Raw genomic sequence first — 20,311 nt, forward strand, 5'->3', positions numbered from 1 at the left:
TTAAAGAATTGGTATTAATTACAGTCCAACATTAAGGCCAAGCATAAATATTCTTGGCTTCGGGTAATCGTACAATGTTAAGCCCTGGTCAAATGGAGCGCTGGAGTTGGAAACTTCAGGGTCATAGCCCTTGAATTTGGTGGCTACAAAAAAGTTTTGCACAGATGCATAAACCCTTAACCTGCTTAGTTTTAACCGGGACGATACCAATGATGGAAGCGTGTAAGCAAGCAACAGGTTGCGCCCACGTATAAACGATCCGTCGGTTACCTTGTGGCTGTCATTATTAGTGGTATAATAGGCGTTAATGGGGCGTATTTGCGCAATAGGCGTATTTTGATTTGTTTCTGTCCAGGCGTTTAATACCGTTTTGTAGCTGTTGGCAATACCTTGCCTGTCTTCTGCCGAGTGGATGCTTCTGTCAAGCACGTCATTGCCGTACATGTACTGCAGATCAACTGTTAACGCCCAGTTTTTATATTGGAAGGTATTTAGGAAAGTTCCATAGCCGTCTGGAATACCCTTTCCGATGATGGTTCGATCAAGATCATTTATGGTGCCGTCATTATTTAAATCCTTATACTTTATATCGCCCGGCAGCATACCGTATTTCTTTGCATCTGCCGCCTCGTTGCTACCCCATGTTCCAAGGCTTACCCTTCCATAAAAAGAACCTACAGGTTCGCCTACTCTTATAATTCCGTTACCGGAGAATATATCGCGACCACCGGCTAAGGCCAGCACTTTGTTTTTATTTACAGAAATATTGAATGTGGTGCTCCATGAGAACCTACTTGTTTTGATATTAATGGTATTCAACGCCAATTCAAAACCCTTGTTTTCCATGCTACCAACATTGGCAACAACACTTGAAAATCCGCTGCTGAGCGGCAAAGGCTGGTTCAGTAGCATATCATTTACCTTTCTGCGGTATACATCAAATTCAAAATTTACCCTGTTGGCAAACAAACCAAGTTCTAAACCCATATCGGTTTGTGCCGTTTTTTCCCATTTTAAATTATCATTCGCCATACGGGCATTGCCTACCCCTGTTTGGCGGGTTCCGTCTAAAACTATCACATAGCCATCGGTGGTTAAACCGGCATTAGCACTATACGGCGCAATTTCAGAATTACCTGTTAATCCATAACTTGCCCGAAGTTTCAGGTTTGAAATAACAGGAATAGCTTTGATAAAATCTTCTTCTATTACCCGCCAGGCGAGTGCTGCGGACGGGAAATAGGCATATTGATTGTTTTTTCCAAACTTTGACGAGCCATCCCTCCTTCCCGTGAAGGTAACAAGGTATTTATTAAATAATCCATAATTTAAACGGGCGAAATATGAGTTTAACCCGGAAGCCGTGGCGCCCGAAGATGGAGCTTGCGGACTGGCGCCTGCACCAAGGTTATTAAACTGAAAGTAAGGATCGAAAAAGTTACTGGAAGCCGCATAGCTGTCAAAACGATCATTATGCTGCCATGACAAGCCCGCCACGGCGTTAATTGAATGTATTTTGGCAAACTGCTTGCTGTAAGTAAGGTAATTTTCAAATTGCCAGGAAGTGATCCGGCTGTTAGATACGCTGGCATCGCCCTTATCAGAAATATATTGCAATCCCGCAGCGGCCGAATATTGCTCTGACTGATTAATCAGGTTGGTGCCAATTGTTGATTTAAAGTCCAAGCCTTCGGCAAAGTGAAGAGTGGCATACACATCGGCCAGCAAGGTTTGAGTTTTAAGAAAGTCATTCCTATCAGCGGCAAGCCTCAAAGGATTGTCGCCGCCTTCCATACCCGGATAATCCCTGTTACTGGCCCAGGCCCCATTTGCATATTTTACAGGAATAATAGGCAATTCTTCCAAAACATCCCGCATCATGGTAATGCCGGCTCCATCAACCTGGTCTACCTGTTTATCGGTCTGATCGGTATAACCCAATGTTCCTCCAACTTTTGCCCAGCTTTTTATCTGGCTGTCAAACACAAAGCGTCCGGAGTATCTTTTTTGCCATGAACCACGCGCCAGCCCCTGTTGGTTACGATAGTTTAAATAAACACCAAGGCTGCGCTTTTCATCACCATCGGTAAATGAAAGCTGTTGGTTTTGTGTAAATGCTTTTTGGAACGCTAATTTTTGCCAATCGGTATCATACCGCGGATTACCCTGTGCATCAAACAATAGCGGGTTAGTTCTTTTGGTTTTAGGGTCGGTATATTTGGTACCGGTAGCCCATCCAACAGGGTCATATTTTGCGGCATTTGCATAGGCCAGGTCCTCTAAAGCTAAAAACTCCTTTGAGTTGAGTACAGGGAGTTCTTTAGGCAGTATGCCTATGCTGAAATCAGGGTCATACGAGATCTTTCCACCGCTGGTGCTTCCGCGTTTGGTTGTAACCATGATAACACCATTTGCGCCGCGGGCGCCATAAATAGCTGTAGACGAGGCATCTTTTAACACTTCAACAGAGGCTATATCATTGGGATTGATATAATCAATCGGGGTACTTCCATTTCTGAGGTCTATATTACTCATAATAACACCATCTATTACATACAACGGATTGTTGGTTGTGAGCAACGAGCTTGAACCACGGATACGGATATTGGTTTTACCGCCGGGCCTGCCCGAATTGGAAGATACGTTTACCCCCGATATACGGCCAGCCAGGGCCTGGTTAAGGGATGAAGCGGGCCGCTCCTGCAGGGCTTCGCTTCGCACCGAGCCAACAGCACCTGTTAAATCCGTTTTTTTGGCAGTGCCATACCCTACAACAACTACCTCATTTAGTTTTGATTGTTCTGGCTGCAGGTGAACAGTCATCAGGCCGCCCTGCACAATGGTTAGTTCCTGCTTTGTATAGCCGATAAACGAAAAAACAAGAACGGCGTTTGCATCAGGAACATCAATATTAAATTTCCCGTCTTTGTCTGTAATTACGGCGGCAGTACTGCCTTTTAATTTAACTGTAACACCAGGCAGGGGGGTGTTCTTTTCGTCATAAACCAAACCGCTTACTTTCACTGCAACCTGCTGTAAGTTTACCGATGGAATTTGGGCAGGTGTTTGCTGATCCTTTATAAAAATAGTATTGTTAACTATTTCATAGCTTAAGTGCTGACCTTTCAAACAAGCCAATAAAGCGGCATCAAGAGATGCATCTTTAACCTGTATAGTGATGTTTTTATTACGAATGGCTTTTGATTCATAAAAGAATACATAGCCCGTTTGACTATTAATGACTTTCAATACCTTTTTCAAAGGTGCATTGGTTTCATTAAGGTTAATTTTTTGACTAAAAACCTTAGCACTGCACTGCAAAAAAGCTAAAAGAATAATTAAGGTGGTCAGTTTCATAACCAATATTATTTTTTGGGGCGGCCGTAGTTTACCTATTGCCACAGAAAGAGCATTTAATTTCATACTTTTGATAAGTTTGAGTTAATGGATGATTACCGAATAAGATCATTTTCTTTTAAAGAGGTTAACTCAGATACACGTACCCTGATTGCCGTCGGGGTACGTTTCTGCTTTTTAACCATTGGCCGGGTGGCCTTAAGACATTTATTTGCGTGTGTTTTTTCTCATGTCATGGGGTTTAAGTGAATAATTGGATTATTATCATGGTATTATAACTATGGTTCTGTTCTCTAAGCGGTAATGTATTTTTTCGATACTCAAAATGTGCATCAGTTGTGAAGCATCGATGTTTTTATTCATTTGTCCGGAGAATTCCCTTTCCGGGATCTGCCCTTCATATTTTATTTCAACGTCATACCAGCGGGCAAGCTGCCGCATAATTGTTTTAATATTATCGTCTTTAAAATAAAAGAAACCATTTTTCCAGGCTATGGCTTCTTCTATGTCTACTTCCGAGACAAACAACTTACCATTTTTTTGCTGTACCTGCTGTCCGGGTTTAATTTTGCTGCTTACTCCATTTGCAAGTACTTTAACACTTCCTTCCAGCAGTGTGGTTTTGGTGACTTGTTCGTCCTGATAGGCGTTAATATTGAAATGAGTACCCAAAACTTGTACCGTTTGCCCGTTTGAGATCACACGGAACGGCTTATGCTGATTATGTGCAACCTCAAAGTAAGCTTCTCCAGAAAGCTCTACTTCACGTTTCGTAGCAGTAAAGGTTACCGGATATTTTAAAGTTGAAGCTGAGTTTAGCCAAACTTTGGTTCCATCACTTAAAACAAGCTGGTATTGGCCCCCTCTTGGAGTTAAAACCGTGTTAAATACATTTGCCGATGCAGCATTGCTTTTGCCGTGGCTGTAAGTTATCCGGCCATCGGCGTTTTTATTAATAACAACCCCCTTTTCACTGGCAAGGGTGCCGTTTTTTATACCGCTAAGGTTTATGGAGTTGCCGTTTGATAAAATTAACGTGGCCCTGTTACCCCCGGGCGGCAAATGATTACCTTCCCGTTTTATAACAGAGGATAATATTTTATTAGGGAGCCTGTTTTCTTTCAGGAGTATTCCCCCGGCAAATACTACCGCCAGAACAGCGGCAGCAACGCTCATATAACGCCAATAATGAATTTTACGTTCCGGCCCAATTTCAGCCATGATATGATCAAGTATCTTATGCTGATTAGCCTCCAATTCCAGGTCGCTGATTTCAGGACTAGCAGCCTTTTGGGTATAATTCAAATACCAGCTTTCTACCAAAGCTTTTTCTTCTTCGGATACATGACCACTACGGTATCTGTTCAATAAATCTGTTGCGTCTTTTTTAGACATAATTGGTAAGGGGTTATTTTCCCCGATTATGTTATACACACTTAGCGAGCGCTAAGGGAGTAGACGATTTAGAAAAAAAATAAAAAAAACTTACTTCCCAGCTTCAATCTCAGGGTTTTAAGGGAGTTGTTAACCTGTTTCCTTACTGTTAGTATACTCAGGCCAAGCTCGTCTGCAATTTCCTGATGCGAAAGATTAGCGTTCCTGCTCATTTGGAATATGAGTCGCATTTGTGCAGGAAGCCTGCCCACTTCTGCCTCAACTATAGAAATCAGCTGCTTTAAACGTATGGTTTCGTCTGCTTCAGGTTGATTGTTGTTATCCAGGTAATCTTGGAACGATGCGATGTAATTATTTTTAATTTTAAGGTGCCTGAAATTATTAATCAATTTATTCCTGATAGACATATACAGGTAAGCCGCAAGGTTTTCTTCAGGTTTTATATTTGTCCTGTTATTCCATAAACAAACAAAAACCTCCTGAAGCATATCTTTTAATGCTTCAGAGTCGGGCAGACTTTTGTAGGCATGCCGGTAAAGAACTCCATAAAACCGGTTATAAATTTCAGTGAAAGCAGCTTTATCGCTATCATTTAAGAGATATGCTAATTCTTTATCCGAATAAACACCATAGCCGGGCATACAAAAGTTTTAAATCATCAGGAAAAATATCGGGCAATTTGTCTTCAAATAAATTATCAATATTAATATTGGTTTGATAATTAAAAAAAAGACGTTTATAATGGTTTATAAAAATGGCAAATGTTTATGAACCATTATTTCGCGAGTTTAGCATTTGATTCAGCAAAATTGGCAATAAATTCATTTTTATTGGATTTAAAAGTAAAATACTCCCAACCGTTCCTGACGTAGAACGGCAATGTTCTTTGGTTCGAGCCACAACACTCCTTTTGATTCTGAGAGCGAAATACTGTTTTATTTCATTTTTTTTATGGGGGAAAAAGCTTCACCAGTTAGTGTATTTACCCATGCACCCTGATGCGGACCGTGGAATATCAAAATGATCAAAGGGCGGCTGCGTCAACAACGCGTGGCCCAGTATATTCCAGTTAACCAGGTCTTTTGAATGCAGTACAGGCAAGCCCGGAATTGCTTCAAAGCTGGAAGCAATGAGATAGAAATCGTCGCCCACGCGAATAATATCCGGATCAGAATAATCGGCATTTATAACCGTATTTTTTATAGGTGCCGTTACCATGATCTGCCACCCATACCTTAGAGATATAATCGGTACCTGCCGTGGTTATTTGTTTTTTTGCTGGGCAAAGATCTGTCCGGTTGTAATTAATAGTGCAATGAATACCAGTTTATTTTTCATATGCTGGTTTAAGGCTTGATGGCGCTACATGTTGGGCAAGTCCAAGGTTTAATGACCGGATGCCTTCTAAAACAATCTGAGCCATTTTACGGGCTCCCAGTTCACTAAAGTGTGTATCGTCGACCCGACCCTTGGGGTAGTTAATGCTTTCTCCCGGAGCCAGGTAATTAAATAGCTTTTTTGATTCCGAGGGCCCGAGTTTTTGCAATAAGGCCTGACTATCTTTATCCAGATCAATCAGCGGAACTTTTTGCGCGGCTGCCAGTTCGCGTACGATCGCCGAATATACATCGTGTGTCCCCACGATAGTTCCCGTTGTATCGAACTTTCTTCGTGCCACAGGCGTCAGCAATACCGGGTTTGCTTTTTTTGCTCTCGTTTCGCGGACGAATCTTGCTAAATTATCCCGGTAGCCCTGTTCATTAATGTAGCTCTTTTTGGTTGGCACTTCGTCATTATGGCCAAATTGTATAAATACGTAATCGCCCTCCTTTAAACTGTAAATAATGGAATCCCACAAACCTTCATTAATGAATGTTTTGGTACTTCGGCCATTCTGCGCACGGTTATCAACAGTTACCGTACTATCAAAAAACGAGCTGAAAGGCATCCCCCACCCAGTCTCGGGAAAAGCGTTAGGCTTTTTGTTAGCCATAGTGGAATCGCCTGCTAAATAAATGGTGATCCGACCGGGAATAGCCAGAAAAGACATAAGCAATGCCGCGTTTATTAAAACACAGATAAGTAACAAGCTTTTAAATTTAATATTACTGCTCCTGTACATCATGTTTTCTATTATTAGCTATCGGTAAGCGCTTAGAAATTTAAAAGAGGGGCAATCATGAACTCCCCCTCTTTAATAACATTTTAATTATACCCTGGATTTTGTTTAAACACATCTTTGTTAGTCACGGCATCAATTTGTCCCTGTGGTATCGGTCTTACTAAATGGTATGGTTTGAAATTAACTGCTGCATCTGGATTCAAGGCCTGGATACGACTTGCTAATTTCCCTGTTCGCTTCAGATCAAACCATCGTAGCTGTTCGCCACCTAACTCACGTGCTCTTTCATCTAAAATAAAGTCGATAGTAACCTGCGCAGCAGTAATCTGCATTTCTGCTGTGTGTCCGGCTTTTGCCGCCCTTGTTCTAAGCACGTTAATACAAGTTGCTGCGGTTTCAAGGTCGCCCAGGTTTAATTTTGCCTCGGCAGCAATCAGGTACATCTCTGCCAACCTTATCACAAAAACGTCGCGGGCACTTTGAGCTTCGGCTACGCTTGCGCGTATTGAATCTTTAAATTTCGATAAAGAAACATAAAACTTACGCTGTTTGGGCACCCCGTTTGATGCATATACCTTGGCAAGGTCATAAGTAACATATTTATTGCTCTGTGCTGCTACTGGTATAGTTGCATTAGGTGTGTAACACACTGTATCGCCAACTTTAATAGTATTGCCATTATAAGTACCGGCTTTATTAGCACGCCAAACACTTTGGAAAGAACCGGCGTAACGTGAATCATTTTGCTGATCAAACATATTTAAATAAGCCAAAGTAGGCATATACCTGTTAAATGGCCTGCCGTTTGGAATATCCCGAGTGAGCAGGCTTGAATTTACCTGGTCATAAACCATTAGGTACAGTAAGTGCCCGTTGTTTGAGCCGCGATAGTGCCCGTTTGGATAAGTTGCCGATGTAAGATCATTATTAGCCAAATTGGTTGAATAATCAACAGCCCAAATTACTTCCTTATTTTTTAAGTTCCCCATGTTCCACAGATCCGAATATTTAGGCTGCAATACATAGCCATAATTTTTAATTACGTCATCGGCCATGTTAAATGCTTCGGTATTCATACCGCGTGTTAAATACATTCGCGCTAAAAAGGCTTTGGCTACCGGAATTGTAACACGGCCATAATCAGTAGTGGTTGGGGTTAAATTAGTTACAGCGAAATTGAGATCCTCAAATATCTGCTTGTAAAAAGTTTCTACCGGTGTTTTATTAGCTTCTGTATTAGCTCCTACGGTTGGTTGAATGGCAAAGTTTACTCCTCCCCAGGTTTCAACAATATGCCAGTAATAAAATGCTCTTAAAAAACGTAGTTCGGCTTCGCGGTTTAATTTTTGGGGCGCTGTATAATCTGTAACAGCAGCAATTTGCGCTATCCCCGTATTGCATAAATTTACACCGGCATACAAATTGTTCCACAATAGTGGCAGTGGGTCTGCAGTACCCTGAAAATTGATGTATTGGGTAAACATTGGGTACGGGTCGCCGGTGCCGCTTGTCCATATATCTGTCCCCATTTCAGAGGCCAGGTAACCCTCCTCCTTACCATACCAAAACCGGGTATAGGAATAGGCCGCGTTAACCAATGTTTCAAAGCCCACCGCCTTGGTATAAACAGTTGTTGCAGTTAAATTACTTGGATTATATTCTTCAAGCTTTTTGTTGCAGGCACTAAATAAAGCGGCAATGGCTATGAGTAACAGTGCCCAGCTTTTTAGTAATTTTTTCATAATATATTTTTTAAATATTAGTATTTGTTAAAAGGAAAGATTTAATCCGGCCAGGAACAATTTGGTAAGCGGCCGATCGAACGAACCACCACCTTCAGGGTCATAATCCTTTATTTTTGAGAATGTCGCAAAGTTTTTGGCACTCACATATATCCTTAAATTAGCAACATGGATTGCTTTAGTTACACTTGCCGGAAAAGTAAACCCAAGCGTGGCGTTCCTTATTTTAACATAGGAACCATCTTTGTAGCCCAATGTTGAAGCAAATGGCTCAGATGCCTTTGTAATATTGGCGCTGGGTCTTGGATATGCATTTGTAGGATTTTCGGGGGTCCAATAATCTACATTAGCGCCATTTTCAATTCCGTTAGGTTCATATTTTAACGCATATTGAGATATGAACATCTGTCCGATGCGTCCAAATACCTGAACATTCAGGTCAAAACTTTTATATTTAAAATCATTACCAAAGCCAAAGCTGTACCTTGGGACAGCTGAGCCAAGTACTGTACGGTCAAATGTTGTCGTGAACTTTCCGTCGTTATCAATGTCGGCCACTTTAATATCGCCTGGCTTATAACCATAACTTGCTGCCTGGGCGGTTTCGGCTGTTTGCCATATCCCTACTTTTTTATAATCGTAAAAAGATACTACCGGATGACCTATAAACCAACCATTGGCAAGATCATTTACCCCATTTGGTAAATAAGTGATACGCTCCTTATTACGCATATAGGTAATATTGGATGTCCATGTGAAGTTTTTTGATTGAACGTTAATGGTTTTTAGTGCAATCTCAATACCTGTATTGCGACTTTTGCCAACATTGGCCAATGTTCTTAGTGCCCCTGTTGAGGCCGGTAATTGCTGCGGCAACAACAAATCCCTGGTATGTGAATCATAATAATCCACACTGCCCGAAACCCGGTCTTTGTAAATTCCGAAATCAACACCGGCGTTTAACGTTCCTGTTAGTTCCCAGGTTAATTGAGGGTTTCCGATATTTGGATCAAGGCCATATGCCAATGCTGTTATATCATTCCATGAAAATGGGATAAGCGCCGCCTTACTTTGGGTTTGATATGCACTTACTGCGGCATTACCTGCCACACCGTAACTTAAGCGCAATTTCAATTCAGAAAATACATTTTGGGTTTTCATAAATCCCTCATCAACCACACGCCAGGCTGCGGCTGCCGAAGGGAAGAATGCCCACTTATTTCCTGACGACAATACAGATGAACCATCAGCGCGCCCGGTAAGCGTTAGTAAATATCTGTCTCTAAATGAATAATTTAGGCGTAACGCTCCTGAAATTAAATGTTGCCCAACGTAGTTGCTTGCTATTTTTAAGTTAGAAGGGTTGTTTTGTAGTGCATAAAAAGACTGGTCGGGTATTAATTGGCCGGTGCCCTGTGCCGATGATTGGTCCATAACATTTGATTGATAACTGGTAACACCCGTTATGCCTATGTTGTGACTGGCTATCGTTTTTTGCCAGGTAATAATGTTTTCCCAAAGCAAATTAGTTTCATTTGAATTGGCTACCGATGATAGTGACCCCGAAGACAATGCCCTGTTTATCGTATTGGCACTTTCAAAATGTCCGTTACGTGAATTGGACAAGGTAATGCCTAAATTTGATCGTATGGTTAAGCTGTTTATTGGCTTCCATTCTGCATAAGCAGTTGAAAGCAAATGAGTAATATTGTTTTTATTTACAAACTGTGCTGCATCATCATCAAAAAGAGGATTAGCCTGGTTACCATTACCGGGAAATTTAGCTATGCTACCATCGGCATTATACGGGTTAAAATAAGGGATAACCTTGTTAGCCACAGATAGTACACCATCGTTCCGAAGGTTTTGATTATAATAAGCAAGCTGACTTTGCAACCCAACTTTAAAAGTCTTGAACAACTGATGGTCAATATTTAACCGTAATGTGTACCTGTTAGAATAATCATTGGCATACAAACCTTTTTCCTTAAAATAATCAAACGAAAAATAAGCTTTTGTTTTTTCGCTTCCGCCAGAAACACTTGCACTATAATCCTGTTGGGAACCTTTGTGCAGTAAAAAACCCGGCCAGTAATAGGATAAACCGTTTTGAACTGCAGCCAGATCCGCCGCACTGGTAAAAACTTTCGGGTCATCGGCGGTAGAGTTCCATGTTCCAATGGTTCTGAAACCTTCGCGCTTTAGGTTTGCATATTGTGGGCCCGTCATGGGTACAGGGTAACCGGCTACATCCGAGATTCCATAATATGAACTGGCAGCTACCTTGGGTTGTCCATCGCTGCCTCTTTTTGTTGTGATAATAATTACTCCGTTTGCGCCGCGCGAGCCATAAATGGCAGTGGACGATGCATCCTTTAAAAACTCCATTGATGCGATATCGTTTTGGTTGATATCCTCGTAGTTGTTGTATTGTATCCCGTCAACTATGTAAAGCGGGCCATTACCAGCAGATAGCGACCGGTTACCACGAACAGTTACGCTCACATTTGAACCTGCGGCACCGCTTGTGCGTACAATATCTACGCCGGGAATTTTACCCTGAAGTGCCTCCATTGGGTTTGATGCCGCTACTTTGGTGATTTCGTCTCCCTTAACAGAAACAACAGAACCGGTGAGATCCCGCTTTTTTACCGTACCATAACCTACAATAATCACCTCTTCGAGCGATTTGCTTAATGGCACTAACGATACCTTTAAAAAAGTTTGGCCATTAACACTTTGTTCTAATGATTTGAAACCTAAAAACGTAAATACCAATACAGTATTAGCATTAGGAACAGTAATCGTAAATTCGCCGGAAGTATTAGTGGCAACACCTATATTGGTCTCTTTTATTCTTATTGATACACCAGGCAGCGGTTCGCCTTTTTCGTCGGTTACTTTACCATTTACTGTAATTGTTGCCACCTGCCCGCCGTTATTACTAACAGTTGCTTCTGCAGCTCCCGAAGCAATCTTATTAAACAAAATTATATTGTTTTCTATTTGACTATAGCCAATTCCGTGAATGGCAAAAAGCTCATCCAGGATATCTTTTACCGATCTATTTTCGGGTGAAAGACTGACGCGGGTATTTGCCGACAGAACATTGTCTTTGTAAGCAAATCTTAAATTGGTTTGCTTTTCAATTTTTTTAATTACCGATTTTAGAGTTTCGTTACGTAATTCTATCTTAATATTGATTTTATCCAGCGATTGCCCCTTACTGGATGAAGCTAAGAGCAATTGGCCGGAAATCAGTAATACCAACAGGATAATAAAACTGAGTCTCATAATTTTTCGGGATGTGTTTAACAGTTGGCGTGCAGAAGCATCAGATAATGTGCACCATTGCTTAAACGCAAGAGTTTTTTTCATAACTTGCATTGGTTTTAATCGGTTAATAAATTGGTTAAAATACTTACCCTGTTGCCGAAAGATTTGAGAAGTCGTAAGCAGCGGGGTTTTTTAATTTTGAGCGTTAAAGTATCACTGTTTCATAGGGTTTAAATTTAAGTGGTAAAAAATTGTTTATTGTTCACAGCCTGGCCCGGATAGTATAACTTCACCGGTTCCGTTCCATTTATAGTTCAGATTATTTAGATGTGATAATACATTCACAACCTGTTGTAACCCGGTAGTATTTAAGAAGGTAGCGCTAAAACGGCAGTTACCGATCTTTTCGTTATTTAGCATAACTTTTATACCATACCTTTCTGTTAAAACGGCGGCGGCTTCTTTCAGCGTCATGTGATCCATCACCAGATCTGTCTCTTTCCAAAGTATCGTGGTTTTGGCATTCAATATATTTTTTGAAGATTGATGGTTGGCTTCGTTATAGCTTATCTGATGGTTGGGCAATACAATACCTAAAGTTTTTTTAGGAGTAGATACTTTAACCTTTCCGCGTGTTACTGTTACCTGAACCATGCAGCCTTCGGATTTAATATTGAACGCTGTGCCTAATACGCGTGTTGTAATCTGCCCTGCATGCACAAGGAAAGGGTGAAGCGGATCGTGCCTGATATCAAAGTAAGCCTCGCCTGTTAAGTATACTTCGCGGGTTTTGCCGGTGAACTTTGCCGGATAATCTAAATGACTGTTTTTATTTAACAACACGATGCTGCCATCGGCCAGTTTTATTTCTTGCACATGACGGGTAGGTTGGGGTATTGCTACCTTGGCTTGCAAAGGTGCTGGTTTAGGCCTGGTATGTAAAAAGTATAACCCGGCGCAAATAAATAATGCAATGGTTGCTGCAACCGACCAAATGATTGTTGCCGGACTTCTTTTTTGAAACGAGTAAACTTTTTTTTCCTTCTTTATGGTTTCAAGCAACTTATTATATAAAACCTCCTGGTGGCCAGGGTCAATGTCAACAAAAGAGCGGGCTTCGGTATCTGACCATAATTTTTCCAATAAACCTTCAATTTCTAACAGGTTATCCTCTTTGCCTATCAGGTCAAAGAGTTCATCAAGCTCTTGCATGGAACATAAGCCGTCCAGGTATTTTTGAAACAAGTATTTTATGCGAAAAACAGAGGCTGTTGACATGCTACATTTGGCTAATTGGAACCAATTTGTATACTTGACGATAAAATAACGGGAGAGGACTAATTAGATATGAAAAAAAATAAAAAAAGAGATACTGTCAATAAAATGGATAACAGACCATGTTTTATAAATTCACGCATTTTTTTCAGGGCAGTAACGATGTGATTTTTTACAGTATTTTTCGACAGATTTAATCTATCGGCAATTTGTTCATGGGTGAGGCCTTCTTCCCGGCTTAAATTGAGTACTAATTGTTGTTGCTGGGTAAGCATTTGCAAACATTGTGTAACGCGCTGGTTATATTCTTTTAAGTCGTGATTTGAAGCTGCTGTTGCCTGCTCATACTGCATTTGGTGATTAAGCAGCTGTTGTATCCTTTTTTCGCGGGCGGCTGTACGTAAAAAGTCGAGAGATTTGTTTATGGCCATCCGGTAAAGGAAAGCATCAATGTTTTCAACTTCACTAAGAATTTCTTTGGCTGACCATATCTTCACAAAAATATCAAGCACCAGTTCTTCTGCAATTTCGCGAGACTTAACAACTTTATAAATATAGGCGAAAAGCCTGGGTTGATTTTCTTGAAAAAACAACTTAAATGCAAGTTCATCGCCCGATGACAGGCGCTGGTGCAGCGAAGTTGATATTTCGTCACCAATATTGGCTGATCTCAAATAGTTGAACAAAATGCGGTTTTATAATTGGAATCATAAAGTAACAACCTATTATTCAAATAATCAATAAATAAGTTAATAAATGATTGTGAGGAGGACAATTAATATTATATCTATAACAGTTGTAAGCAGCAAATTAAAGCTTAATATCAACCTTTTTCCCCGTTTTTACCGCCAGATAGATGGCATCAATTATTTTTAAGTCTTTTACTGCTTCTTCACCGTCTATTGGAACAACAGGCTGTTTGTTTTCTAAGACGATCCCCGCTATTTGTTCCATTTGCACAGTTTGATGAACGGTAATGGGTTGCGTCAATTCGCCCTTATTGGTACGCCCTTTGATAGGTCCATAGCCGGTAGATGGTTGTAACTCTGCAAATCCCTTTTCTCCATTCAGGAAAAAACGATCCAGGTTGTTCATTTTATAAGTTGATAAACAGGATGCCGTGGCCCCGCTGGGAAAGCCAAATTGAAATTGTATAGTTTCATCCACGCCTTCCTTAAATTTTATGGGATCTGTTTTAGTCTCTTGTGCGGTAACCCAAACGGGCTCCTCGCCGGTCATATACCTGGAACCATTGATGGCATAAATACCTATATCCATTAAAGAGCCGCCACCTGCCAGTTGTTTATTTAATCGCCATTGCGTGGGATCGCCGATCGTAAACCCACATAATCCCTGGAAGAACAAAATTTTTCCAAAACCACCGGTTTTTCTCATCCTGATAACTTCAAGCGTTTTGGGTTCAAAATGCATCCGGTAGCCAACTAATAATTTCACATTCGCTTTTTTACAAGCGTCTACCATCTCCTGCCCTTCTTTGGCATTCACGGCCATTGGCTTTTCACAAATCGCATGTTTGCTGGCCTTAGCTACCCGTATCACCTGATCATGGTGCAATCCGTTTGGGGTTATTACGTATACTGCATCAATATCAGGGTTGTTTTTTATATCGTCGAAATTTTCATAATTGTAACAATTCTTTGCAGGTATAGCATACTTACTTTGCCATTCTTTAATTTTTGAGGGCGTACCGCTAATTACACCAACCAGTTTGGCCTTTACACAGGATTGCATAGCTTCAGCAACGCGGGTTCCATAACTTCCAAGGCCCATTATGGCTACGCGTAATACCGGCCCATTATAGGCTCCGTTATGATTATCTTTGCTATCTGCGCATGCTGTAATTGGCGCCAAATGCAATGCTAAGACTGATAATCCTAATTTCTGTAAAAAGTCGCGACGTGAATTCATAATCAGGTTATTTATTTTGTTTATAAATCACAAATTACTCATTTATTTAAAAACTTCAACTGCCTGGGATACTTTATCTTTCCACCGCAATTATCTTTTTACAATCCCCAATAAAACATTGCTTTCGAGATAGAAGTACGTTCTGAGTACGGGCTTCGGCGGGTTAAATTTTAAGTATGATAAGTTATCTTTTTATAGGTGGTCTGTAATTATTTTCAATATTAATATACCCGGGCAATATAATTCTAAGATTTATAGGAATCTATTTTAAATATATAGAAATGCCTGTGCAACTTTGTGCTTCTAAATATTTAGCAAAATATGCTACGTTTACTGGTTATTAAAAAAATACCCATAGGCAACGAAAATAATTTTAGTCCCGTATAAACAAAAAACAATCTTTATAAAAACCCTATCTAAAAACAAAACACAAAAAGTGAAAAATTTATTTGTATCAATAATCGCGCTATTCTTATTACAAAATATTGTAAATGCTCAAAATGCAAAACCCGGCCATTCCGTAAAAAAGAAGGCTCAAACAGCCATCGACTCCGCAAAATGGAAAGCCGACCATTATATTGTAGACAGGGATGCCGCCTTTACCGACCCACAGCTTGCTATTAAGAAATTAATGGGGGGCAATAAAAGATTTGTCGAAAATAAATCTATCCGCCCGAGACAGGATGCCGAAACCATTAAAAAATTAGGGTTTGGCCAAAAGCCTTTTGCTACCATTGTCAGTTGTTCTGATTCCCGCGTACCTAATGAAATGATCTTTGACCAGGGCTTGGGTGATTTGTTTATTATCCGGACTGCAGGACAAGTATCATCAGCAGCCTCTTACGGAAGCATGGAATATGCCGTGATAAAACTGTACACCAGGCTGATTGTTGTTTTAGGACATACCGACTGTGGCGCTGTAGCAGCGGCAGTTCAGAGGCCGGAAGATGTTCCCGGGCATATTGTTACTTTAATAAACGAAATTAAACCTGCAGTAGCAAAGGTTGCGCACCATCCGGGAGACCCTGTGAATAATGCTGTAAGACAAAACGTGATTGACCAGGTAAATGCCCTTAGAGATTTAGATCCTATTTTACATAAAAAATATTCAAAGGGAGAAATCCTGATTGTAGGCGCCGTTTATGATATCCACACCGGGAAAGTAGAATTCTTAAAAGAAACACTGAAGGATCTTCCGGAAAAGAAATCCAAATAAGGCCCGGGCGGCCAAATGATTTCAATCATTTACCGGAGGTTTGGTAACCATCGACAACCAATGTTTACACAATAGGTGTTGGGAGGGATTTAATAAATCTTCTCAACACCTATTTATAACACCGTCAATGCAAGCTGATAGTCAAGTGCATCAAGACAATACCTTAATACGTTGAGCTATTAGCGTATTGAGCAATTGACCAGATACGTGTTCAGAACCAACCAGGTCGGCCAAAGTTACCTGATCTAATAATTGATCAACCGAGAGTTGAATGATTTGCCAGAGTGACCGCACAGAACAGTCCACGGAATTAGTACACAAAGGCCGTACGCCCGCATAGCTGCCGCAAAAGTCCTTACTGTACAAAGTACCTCCCAGCAATTTCAATACCTGGTTGATATTGACTTCACCGGCAGGTCGGGCCAGTACATAGCCCCCCTTGTAGCCGGGTGTGCTGCTGATATACCCGGCTATGCGCAATATGCGCGTAAGCTTGGCTACGTAAGCTGCCGACAAACCTTCGGCCTCGCTTAAATCCGGAATGCTCATCCCGCCGTTATCTCCACATTTAGCAATGCGCAGTAATAACCGTAAACCATACTCCTCCTGGGCCGTAATTTTCATATTTAACGCTATATTTTAGTATTTGTGCTTATATCTTTTATAACATACCTAATTCGAACTTAGCCGTTTCAGACATCATTTCCCTATTCCAGGGTGGATCCCATACTACAGCAACATGCACTTCATTCACGCCTTCAATTTTTTTTATTTTTTGTTCCACTTCTACAGGTAATGACTGCGCAGCAGGGCAGCCGGGTGCGGTAAGGGTCATCACAATCTGTACATTGTTCAAAGGAGGCATAACCGTGGTTTCATAAATCAGCCCAAGTTCATAAATACTTACCGGGATCTCGGGATCATAGATAGTTTGCAAACAATCTATGATCTTTTGTTTCAATGCTTCCTCGTTCATCATCGCGTTTTCTTTTAATTTCCAACTGTTTGATAGACCAGGGCATAATTTTTCATCTGCCTGATCATGGCCAGCAAACCGTTGGAACGGGTTTGTGCCAGGTGTGTCATCATGCCTATTTGCTCTATAAAATCAAGCTTTGCCCGGATAATCTCACCAGGTGTATGCCCCGACAGTACACGGATCAGCATACTCACCAAACCTTTTACAATAACGGCATCGCTATCTGCTTTAAAAAACACCCTGCCATCATGGTAATCTGCTACCAGCCACACCGCCGATTGGCAGCCTTTAATCCTGTTTTCTTCTATTTTATAAGCTTCATCTAATGCGGGTAACTTTTTACCAAGGTCGATGATGTATTCGTACTTATCCTCCCAGTTGTCCAAAAAAGAAAAATCTGCAATAATTGCGGCCTCGGTATCCTGCATTTGCCCGTTGTTGTCTGTTATCATCATGACAGCATTTTGATGGTTTTATGTAAACCTATAATCAATTTATCTACTTCTTCCCTGGTGTTGTATAGCGCAAATGAAGCTCTTACTGTTCCTGGAATATCAAACCGTTTCATCAGCGGCTGGCAGCAGTGGTGACCAGTTCGCACAGCAATTCCCTGGTTGTCCAGTAAAATGCCAATATCCTGCGGATGCGCCCCTTTAATCACAAACGACACCAGGCTCACCTTCTCCCTGGCTTTGCCGATAATTGTGAGCCCGGGGATGTTTTCCAGCTGCTCTGTAGCGTAGGCCAATAACCTGGCCTCGTGTTTCCGGATTTCGGCTTTCCCGGTTGTATTAATAAAATCCAGGGCAACTTTTAACGCAATGGTATCCGCAATATTGGGCGTGCCGGCTTCGTATTTATAGGGCAGCTCGTTATAGGTAGTATGTTCAAACGTCACTTCTTTGATCATTTCCCCGCCCCCCTGGAAAACCGGCATATTCTCCAGTATCGCTTTTTTACCATACAGCACCCCTACCCCGGTTGGCCCATAAACCTTATGCCCCGAAAAGGCGAAAAAATCACAATCCAGGTCCTGCACATCAATATCCAGGTGAACGGCCGATTGCGCCCCATCAACTAATACCAGGGCTCCGGCCTGGTGAGCCGCGGCAATCATTTCTTTAACCGGATTTACCGTTCCTAAAGCGTTTGATACCTGCACAATGGAAACCAGCTTTGTTTTAGCAGTCAAAAGCTCCTGGTAAGCCTTTAATGAAAGTTCTCCGTTTTCTGTAACCGGGATCACTTTGAGTACAGCACGCTTTTCATCACAAAGTATTTGCCAGGGCACAATATTAGAATGATGCTCCATGCCCGAAATAATGATCTCATCTCCTGCATGAATATTTTGCCTGCCCCAGGTATAGGCAACCAGGTTTATGCCTTCCGTTGTTCCCCTGGTAAAAATGATCTCTTCAGTAGCTGCCGCACCAATAAATTGTTTTACTGCGTAACGCGAGGCCTCATAGGCTACAGTAGCTTCTTCGGCCAGGCTATGGATGCCCCGGTGAATGTTGGCATTATAACCGCTATAATAATCATTAATGGCATTAATTACACTTAATGGCTTTTGTGATGTTGCCGCATTATCCAGGTATACCAACGGCTTATCCTTAACCATACGGCCAAGAATGGGGAATGCCTTCCTAACGGCATACACATCAAAAACGGGCGATATCGTGCTTAAAGCTGTCATTTTTTTATTTATCATTAAAAAGCTGCGCTGTAATCAGTTGCCTCACATATTCGCGAAGCAATTCGGGTTTTATCTGCAACAGTATATCTTCGGCAAAGGCCTGTAACAGCATTGCCTGTGCGTTTTCCTTGGGGATACCTCTTGCCCTTAAATAGAACAAGGCTGTTTCATCCAGTTGCCCCACAGTACAGCCATGTGAACATTTTACATCATCCGCAAAAATTTCCAGCTGGGGCTTGGTATTAATACTTGCCTTATCAGACAACAGGATATTTTTATTGGATTGATAAGCATTGGTTTTTTGCGCCTGTGGCTGTACCATGATCTTTCCGTTAAATACGGCAGTTGCGTTATCATCCACAATCCCTTTATATAGCTGGTTACTGAAACAATTTGGTTTGCGGTTATCAACCAAAGTATGGTTATCGGCATGGGTATGGCCTTTAAGCATATACAAACCATACAGGTGTGTTTCATTGCCTGCTGCATCCAATACCAGGTTCATATTATTGCGAATCATACCGCCATTAAGCGTAATCGTTACAGTGTGTACATAACTCCGGCCCATTTGCCGGATATGTGTTGTGCTTACCTGGCTGGCATTAGCAGTATCGTTCTGGAGCTGATAATATTCCACATAGGCATCGCTGTCAACCACCACCTCCATCACCTGGTTGGTGAAACTATCGGCGGTGCCTGTTGTTTGATACGTTTCCACGAGTTGTAGTTTACTCCCTTCGCCCACATATACCAGGCTGCGGGGCTGCGAAAGCATTTGATGTTCACGTGCATCTGCCAGATGATACAGGTAAACAGGATGCTTCAATTGTTGTCCTTTAGCGATGTAGATAAATACCCCGCCATAGATGAATGAGGTATTAAGCGCATGGATTCCGTCTTTAATATATTTACTGCTTTGTCCAAGATGCTCTTTAACCAGGTCTTTATATATTCCCTTTGCAGCATCTTCCAATGGCATCACAGTTAATTGGTGGCCCGGCGAACGGATGGTGGAAAGCGCCGGCATAAACCGGCCGTTTACAAAAACCAGTTCATTAGCGCCTGAATGTCCCGGCAAGCGGATGGAATCAACATCTGCCTGGCTAAGAACAGCCCTTTCGTCAACAGCTGCAACGTGGTATTCTTTATCAAACAAACTGCTGATATTGGTATATTTCCACTCTTCGTTACGCAAAGACGGAAGGCCTGCGCTATTAAAACTATCAAAGCCTTCCTGGCGCATCCTGGCAATTTCGCTATCCGGGTTTGCACCCTGCAACTGTTCAAAGCGGTCTTTAAAATAACTTACATCTGTCATGATCCT

At 41.5% G+C, this 20,311-nt stretch carries 16 protein-coding genes; 1 reads left to right on the forward strand and 15 read right to left on the reverse strand.

Annotated features, from left to right (window positions below):
• Positions 1-18 precede the first annotated feature (18 nt).
• From AC1DQW_RS11985 to AC1DQW_RS12030, 10 genes are all read right to left on the reverse strand, one after another.
• Positions 19-3,357 (reverse strand): TonB-dependent receptor, encoded by a 3,339-nt coding sequence (locus AC1DQW_RS11985; protein WP_477454294.1) that lies wholly within the window; start codon positions 3,355-3,357, stop codon positions 19-21.
• 264 nt (positions 3,358-3,621) lie between these two features.
• The gene (locus tag AC1DQW_RS11990; protein WP_477454295.1) at positions 3,622-4,752 is read right to left on the reverse strand and encodes a FecR family protein; all 1,131 of its coding nucleotides are present in this window, start codon (positions 4,750-4,752) and stop codon (positions 3,622-3,624) included.
• A gap of 68 nt (positions 4,753-4,820) precedes the next feature.
• The gene (locus AC1DQW_RS11995; RefSeq protein ID WP_477454296.1) at positions 4,821-5,393 is read right to left on the reverse strand and encodes an RNA polymerase sigma-70 factor; all 573 of its coding nucleotides are present in this window, start codon (positions 5,391-5,393) and stop codon (positions 4,821-4,823) included.
• A gap of 325 nt (positions 5,394-5,718) precedes the next feature.
• Positions 5,719-5,970: a family 43 glycosylhydrolase gene (locus AC1DQW_RS12000; RefSeq protein ID WP_477454297.1), complete on the reverse strand. Its 252-nt coding sequence runs from the start codon at positions 5,968-5,970 to the stop codon at positions 5,719-5,721.
• Between the two features lie 109 nt (positions 5,971-6,079).
• On the reverse strand, positions 6,080-6,877 hold the full coding sequence (locus tag AC1DQW_RS12005) for a rhamnogalacturonan acetylesterase (RefSeq protein WP_477454298.1): 798 nt from the start codon (positions 6,875-6,877) through the stop codon (positions 6,080-6,082).
• An 80-nt stretch (positions 6,878-6,957) separates the two neighbouring features.
• Positions 6,958-8,616: a RagB/SusD family nutrient uptake outer membrane protein gene (locus AC1DQW_RS12010; protein ID WP_477454299.1), complete on the reverse strand. Its 1,659-nt coding sequence runs from the start codon at positions 8,614-8,616 to the stop codon at positions 6,958-6,960.
• 27 nt (positions 8,617-8,643) lie between these two features.
• On the reverse strand, positions 8,644-11,910 hold the full coding sequence (locus AC1DQW_RS12015; RefSeq protein ID WP_477454300.1) for a SusC/RagA family TonB-linked outer membrane protein: 3,267 nt from the start codon (positions 11,908-11,910) through the stop codon (positions 8,644-8,646).
• A gap of 237 nt (positions 11,911-12,147) precedes the next feature.
• Positions 12,148-13,170, reverse strand: a complete 1,023-nt coding sequence (locus tag AC1DQW_RS12020) for a FecR family protein (RefSeq protein ID WP_477454301.1) — start codon at positions 13,168-13,170, stop codon at positions 12,148-12,150.
• Positions 13,171-13,229: 59 nt separating this feature from the next.
• Complete coding sequence (locus tag AC1DQW_RS12025) at positions 13,230-13,841, reverse strand: RNA polymerase sigma-70 factor (RefSeq protein ID WP_477454302.1); 612 nt, start codon at positions 13,839-13,841, stop codon at positions 13,230-13,232.
• A 136-nt stretch (positions 13,842-13,977) separates the two neighbouring features.
• Complete coding sequence (locus AC1DQW_RS12030) at positions 13,978-15,096, reverse strand: Gfo/Idh/MocA family protein (protein ID WP_477454303.1); 1,119 nt, start codon at positions 15,094-15,096, stop codon at positions 13,978-13,980.
• A gap of 436 nt (positions 15,097-15,532) precedes the next feature.
• On the opposite strand from AC1DQW_RS12030, the gene AC1DQW_RS12035 reads away from it, so the two are divergent.
• Positions 15,533-16,312 carry a carbonic anhydrase gene (locus AC1DQW_RS12035; protein ID WP_477454304.1) on the forward strand — a complete coding sequence of 260 codons (780 nt, stop codon included), beginning with the start codon at positions 15,533-15,535 and terminating at the stop codon, positions 16,310-16,312.
• 150 nt (positions 16,313-16,462) lie between these two features.
• On the opposite strand, the gene AC1DQW_RS12040 is transcribed toward AC1DQW_RS12035, so the two are convergent.
• The 5 genes from AC1DQW_RS12040 to sufD are packed head-to-tail and all read right to left on the reverse strand — an operon-like array spanning position 16,463 to position 20,305.
• Complete coding sequence (locus tag AC1DQW_RS12040; RefSeq protein WP_477454305.1) at positions 16,463-16,936, reverse strand: RrF2 family transcriptional regulator; 474 nt, start codon at positions 16,934-16,936, stop codon at positions 16,463-16,465.
• 37 nt (positions 16,937-16,973) lie between these two features.
• Positions 16,974-17,291 carry an iron-sulfur cluster assembly protein gene (locus AC1DQW_RS12045; protein WP_477454306.1) on the reverse strand — a complete coding sequence of 106 codons (318 nt, stop codon included), beginning with the start codon at positions 17,289-17,291 and terminating at the stop codon, positions 16,974-16,976.
• 11 nt (positions 17,292-17,302) lie between these two features.
• Entirely contained in the window at positions 17,303-17,746 is a 444-nt protein-coding gene (locus tag AC1DQW_RS12050; RefSeq protein WP_477454307.1) for a SufE family protein, read from the reverse strand.
• A complete protein-coding gene (locus AC1DQW_RS12055; protein ID WP_477454308.1) occupies positions 17,743-18,987 on the reverse strand; it encodes a SufS family cysteine desulfurase in 1,245 nt (414 codons plus the stop codon). The genes AC1DQW_RS12050 and AC1DQW_RS12055 overlap by 4 nt, the downstream gene beginning before the upstream one ends.
• A 4-nt stretch (positions 18,988-18,991) precedes the next feature.
• Positions 18,992-20,305 carry a Fe-S cluster assembly protein SufD gene (sufD, locus tag AC1DQW_RS12060; RefSeq protein ID WP_477454309.1) on the reverse strand — a complete coding sequence of 438 codons (1,314 nt, stop codon included), beginning with the start codon at positions 20,303-20,305 and terminating at the stop codon, positions 18,992-18,994.
• Positions 20,306-20,311: the final 6 nt, after the last annotated feature.

It is taken from the genome of Mucilaginibacter sp. P5_A4 (assembly GCF_056400605.1).

Coding starts and splice junctions, on each gene's coding strand:
- AC1DQW_RS11985 (WP_477454294.1), bottom strand. CDS start 3,357: ATGAAACTGACCACCTTAATTATTCTTTTAGCTTTTTTGCAGTGCAGT.
- AC1DQW_RS11990 (WP_477454295.1), bottom strand. CDS start 4,752: ATGTCTAAAAAAGACGCAACAGATTTATTGAACAGATACCGTAGTGGT.
- AC1DQW_RS11995 (WP_477454296.1), bottom strand. CDS start 5,393: ATGCCCGGCTATGGTGTTTATTCGGATAAAGAATTAGCATATCTCTTA.
- AC1DQW_RS12000 (WP_477454297.1), bottom strand. CDS start 5,970: ATGGTAACGGCACCTATAAAAAATACGGTTATAAATGCCGATTATTCT.
- AC1DQW_RS12005 (WP_477454298.1), bottom strand. CDS start 6,877: ATGATGTACAGGAGCAGTAATATTAAATTTAAAAGCTTGTTACTTATC.
- AC1DQW_RS12010 (WP_477454299.1), bottom strand. CDS start 8,616: ATGAAAAAATTACTAAAAAGCTGGGCACTGTTACTCATAGCCATTGCC.
- AC1DQW_RS12015 (WP_477454300.1), bottom strand. CDS start 11,910: ATGAGACTCAGTTTTATTATCCTGTTGGTATTACTGATTTCCGGCCAA.
- AC1DQW_RS12020 (WP_477454301.1), bottom strand. CDS start 13,170: ATGTCAACAGCCTCTGTTTTTCGCATAAAATACTTGTTTCAAAAATAC.
- AC1DQW_RS12030 (WP_477454303.1), bottom strand. CDS start 15,096: ATGAATTCACGTCGCGACTTTTTACAGAAATTAGGATTATCAGTCTTA.
- AC1DQW_RS12040 (WP_477454305.1), bottom strand. CDS start 16,936: ATGAAAATTACGGCCCAGGAGGAGTATGGTTTACGGTTATTACTGCGC.
- AC1DQW_RS12045 (WP_477454306.1), bottom strand. CDS start 17,291: ATGATGAACGAGGAAGCATTGAAACAAAAGATCATAGATTGTTTGCAA.
- AC1DQW_RS12050 (WP_477454307.1), bottom strand. CDS start 17,746: ATGATGATAACAGACAACAACGGGCAAATGCAGGATACCGAGGCCGCA.
- AC1DQW_RS12055 (WP_477454308.1), bottom strand. CDS start 18,987: ATGACAGCTTTAAGCACGATATCGCCCGTTTTTGATGTGTATGCCGTT.
- sufD (WP_477454309.1), bottom strand. CDS start 20,305: ATGACAGATGTAAGTTATTTTAAAGACCGCTTTGAACAGTTGCAGGGT.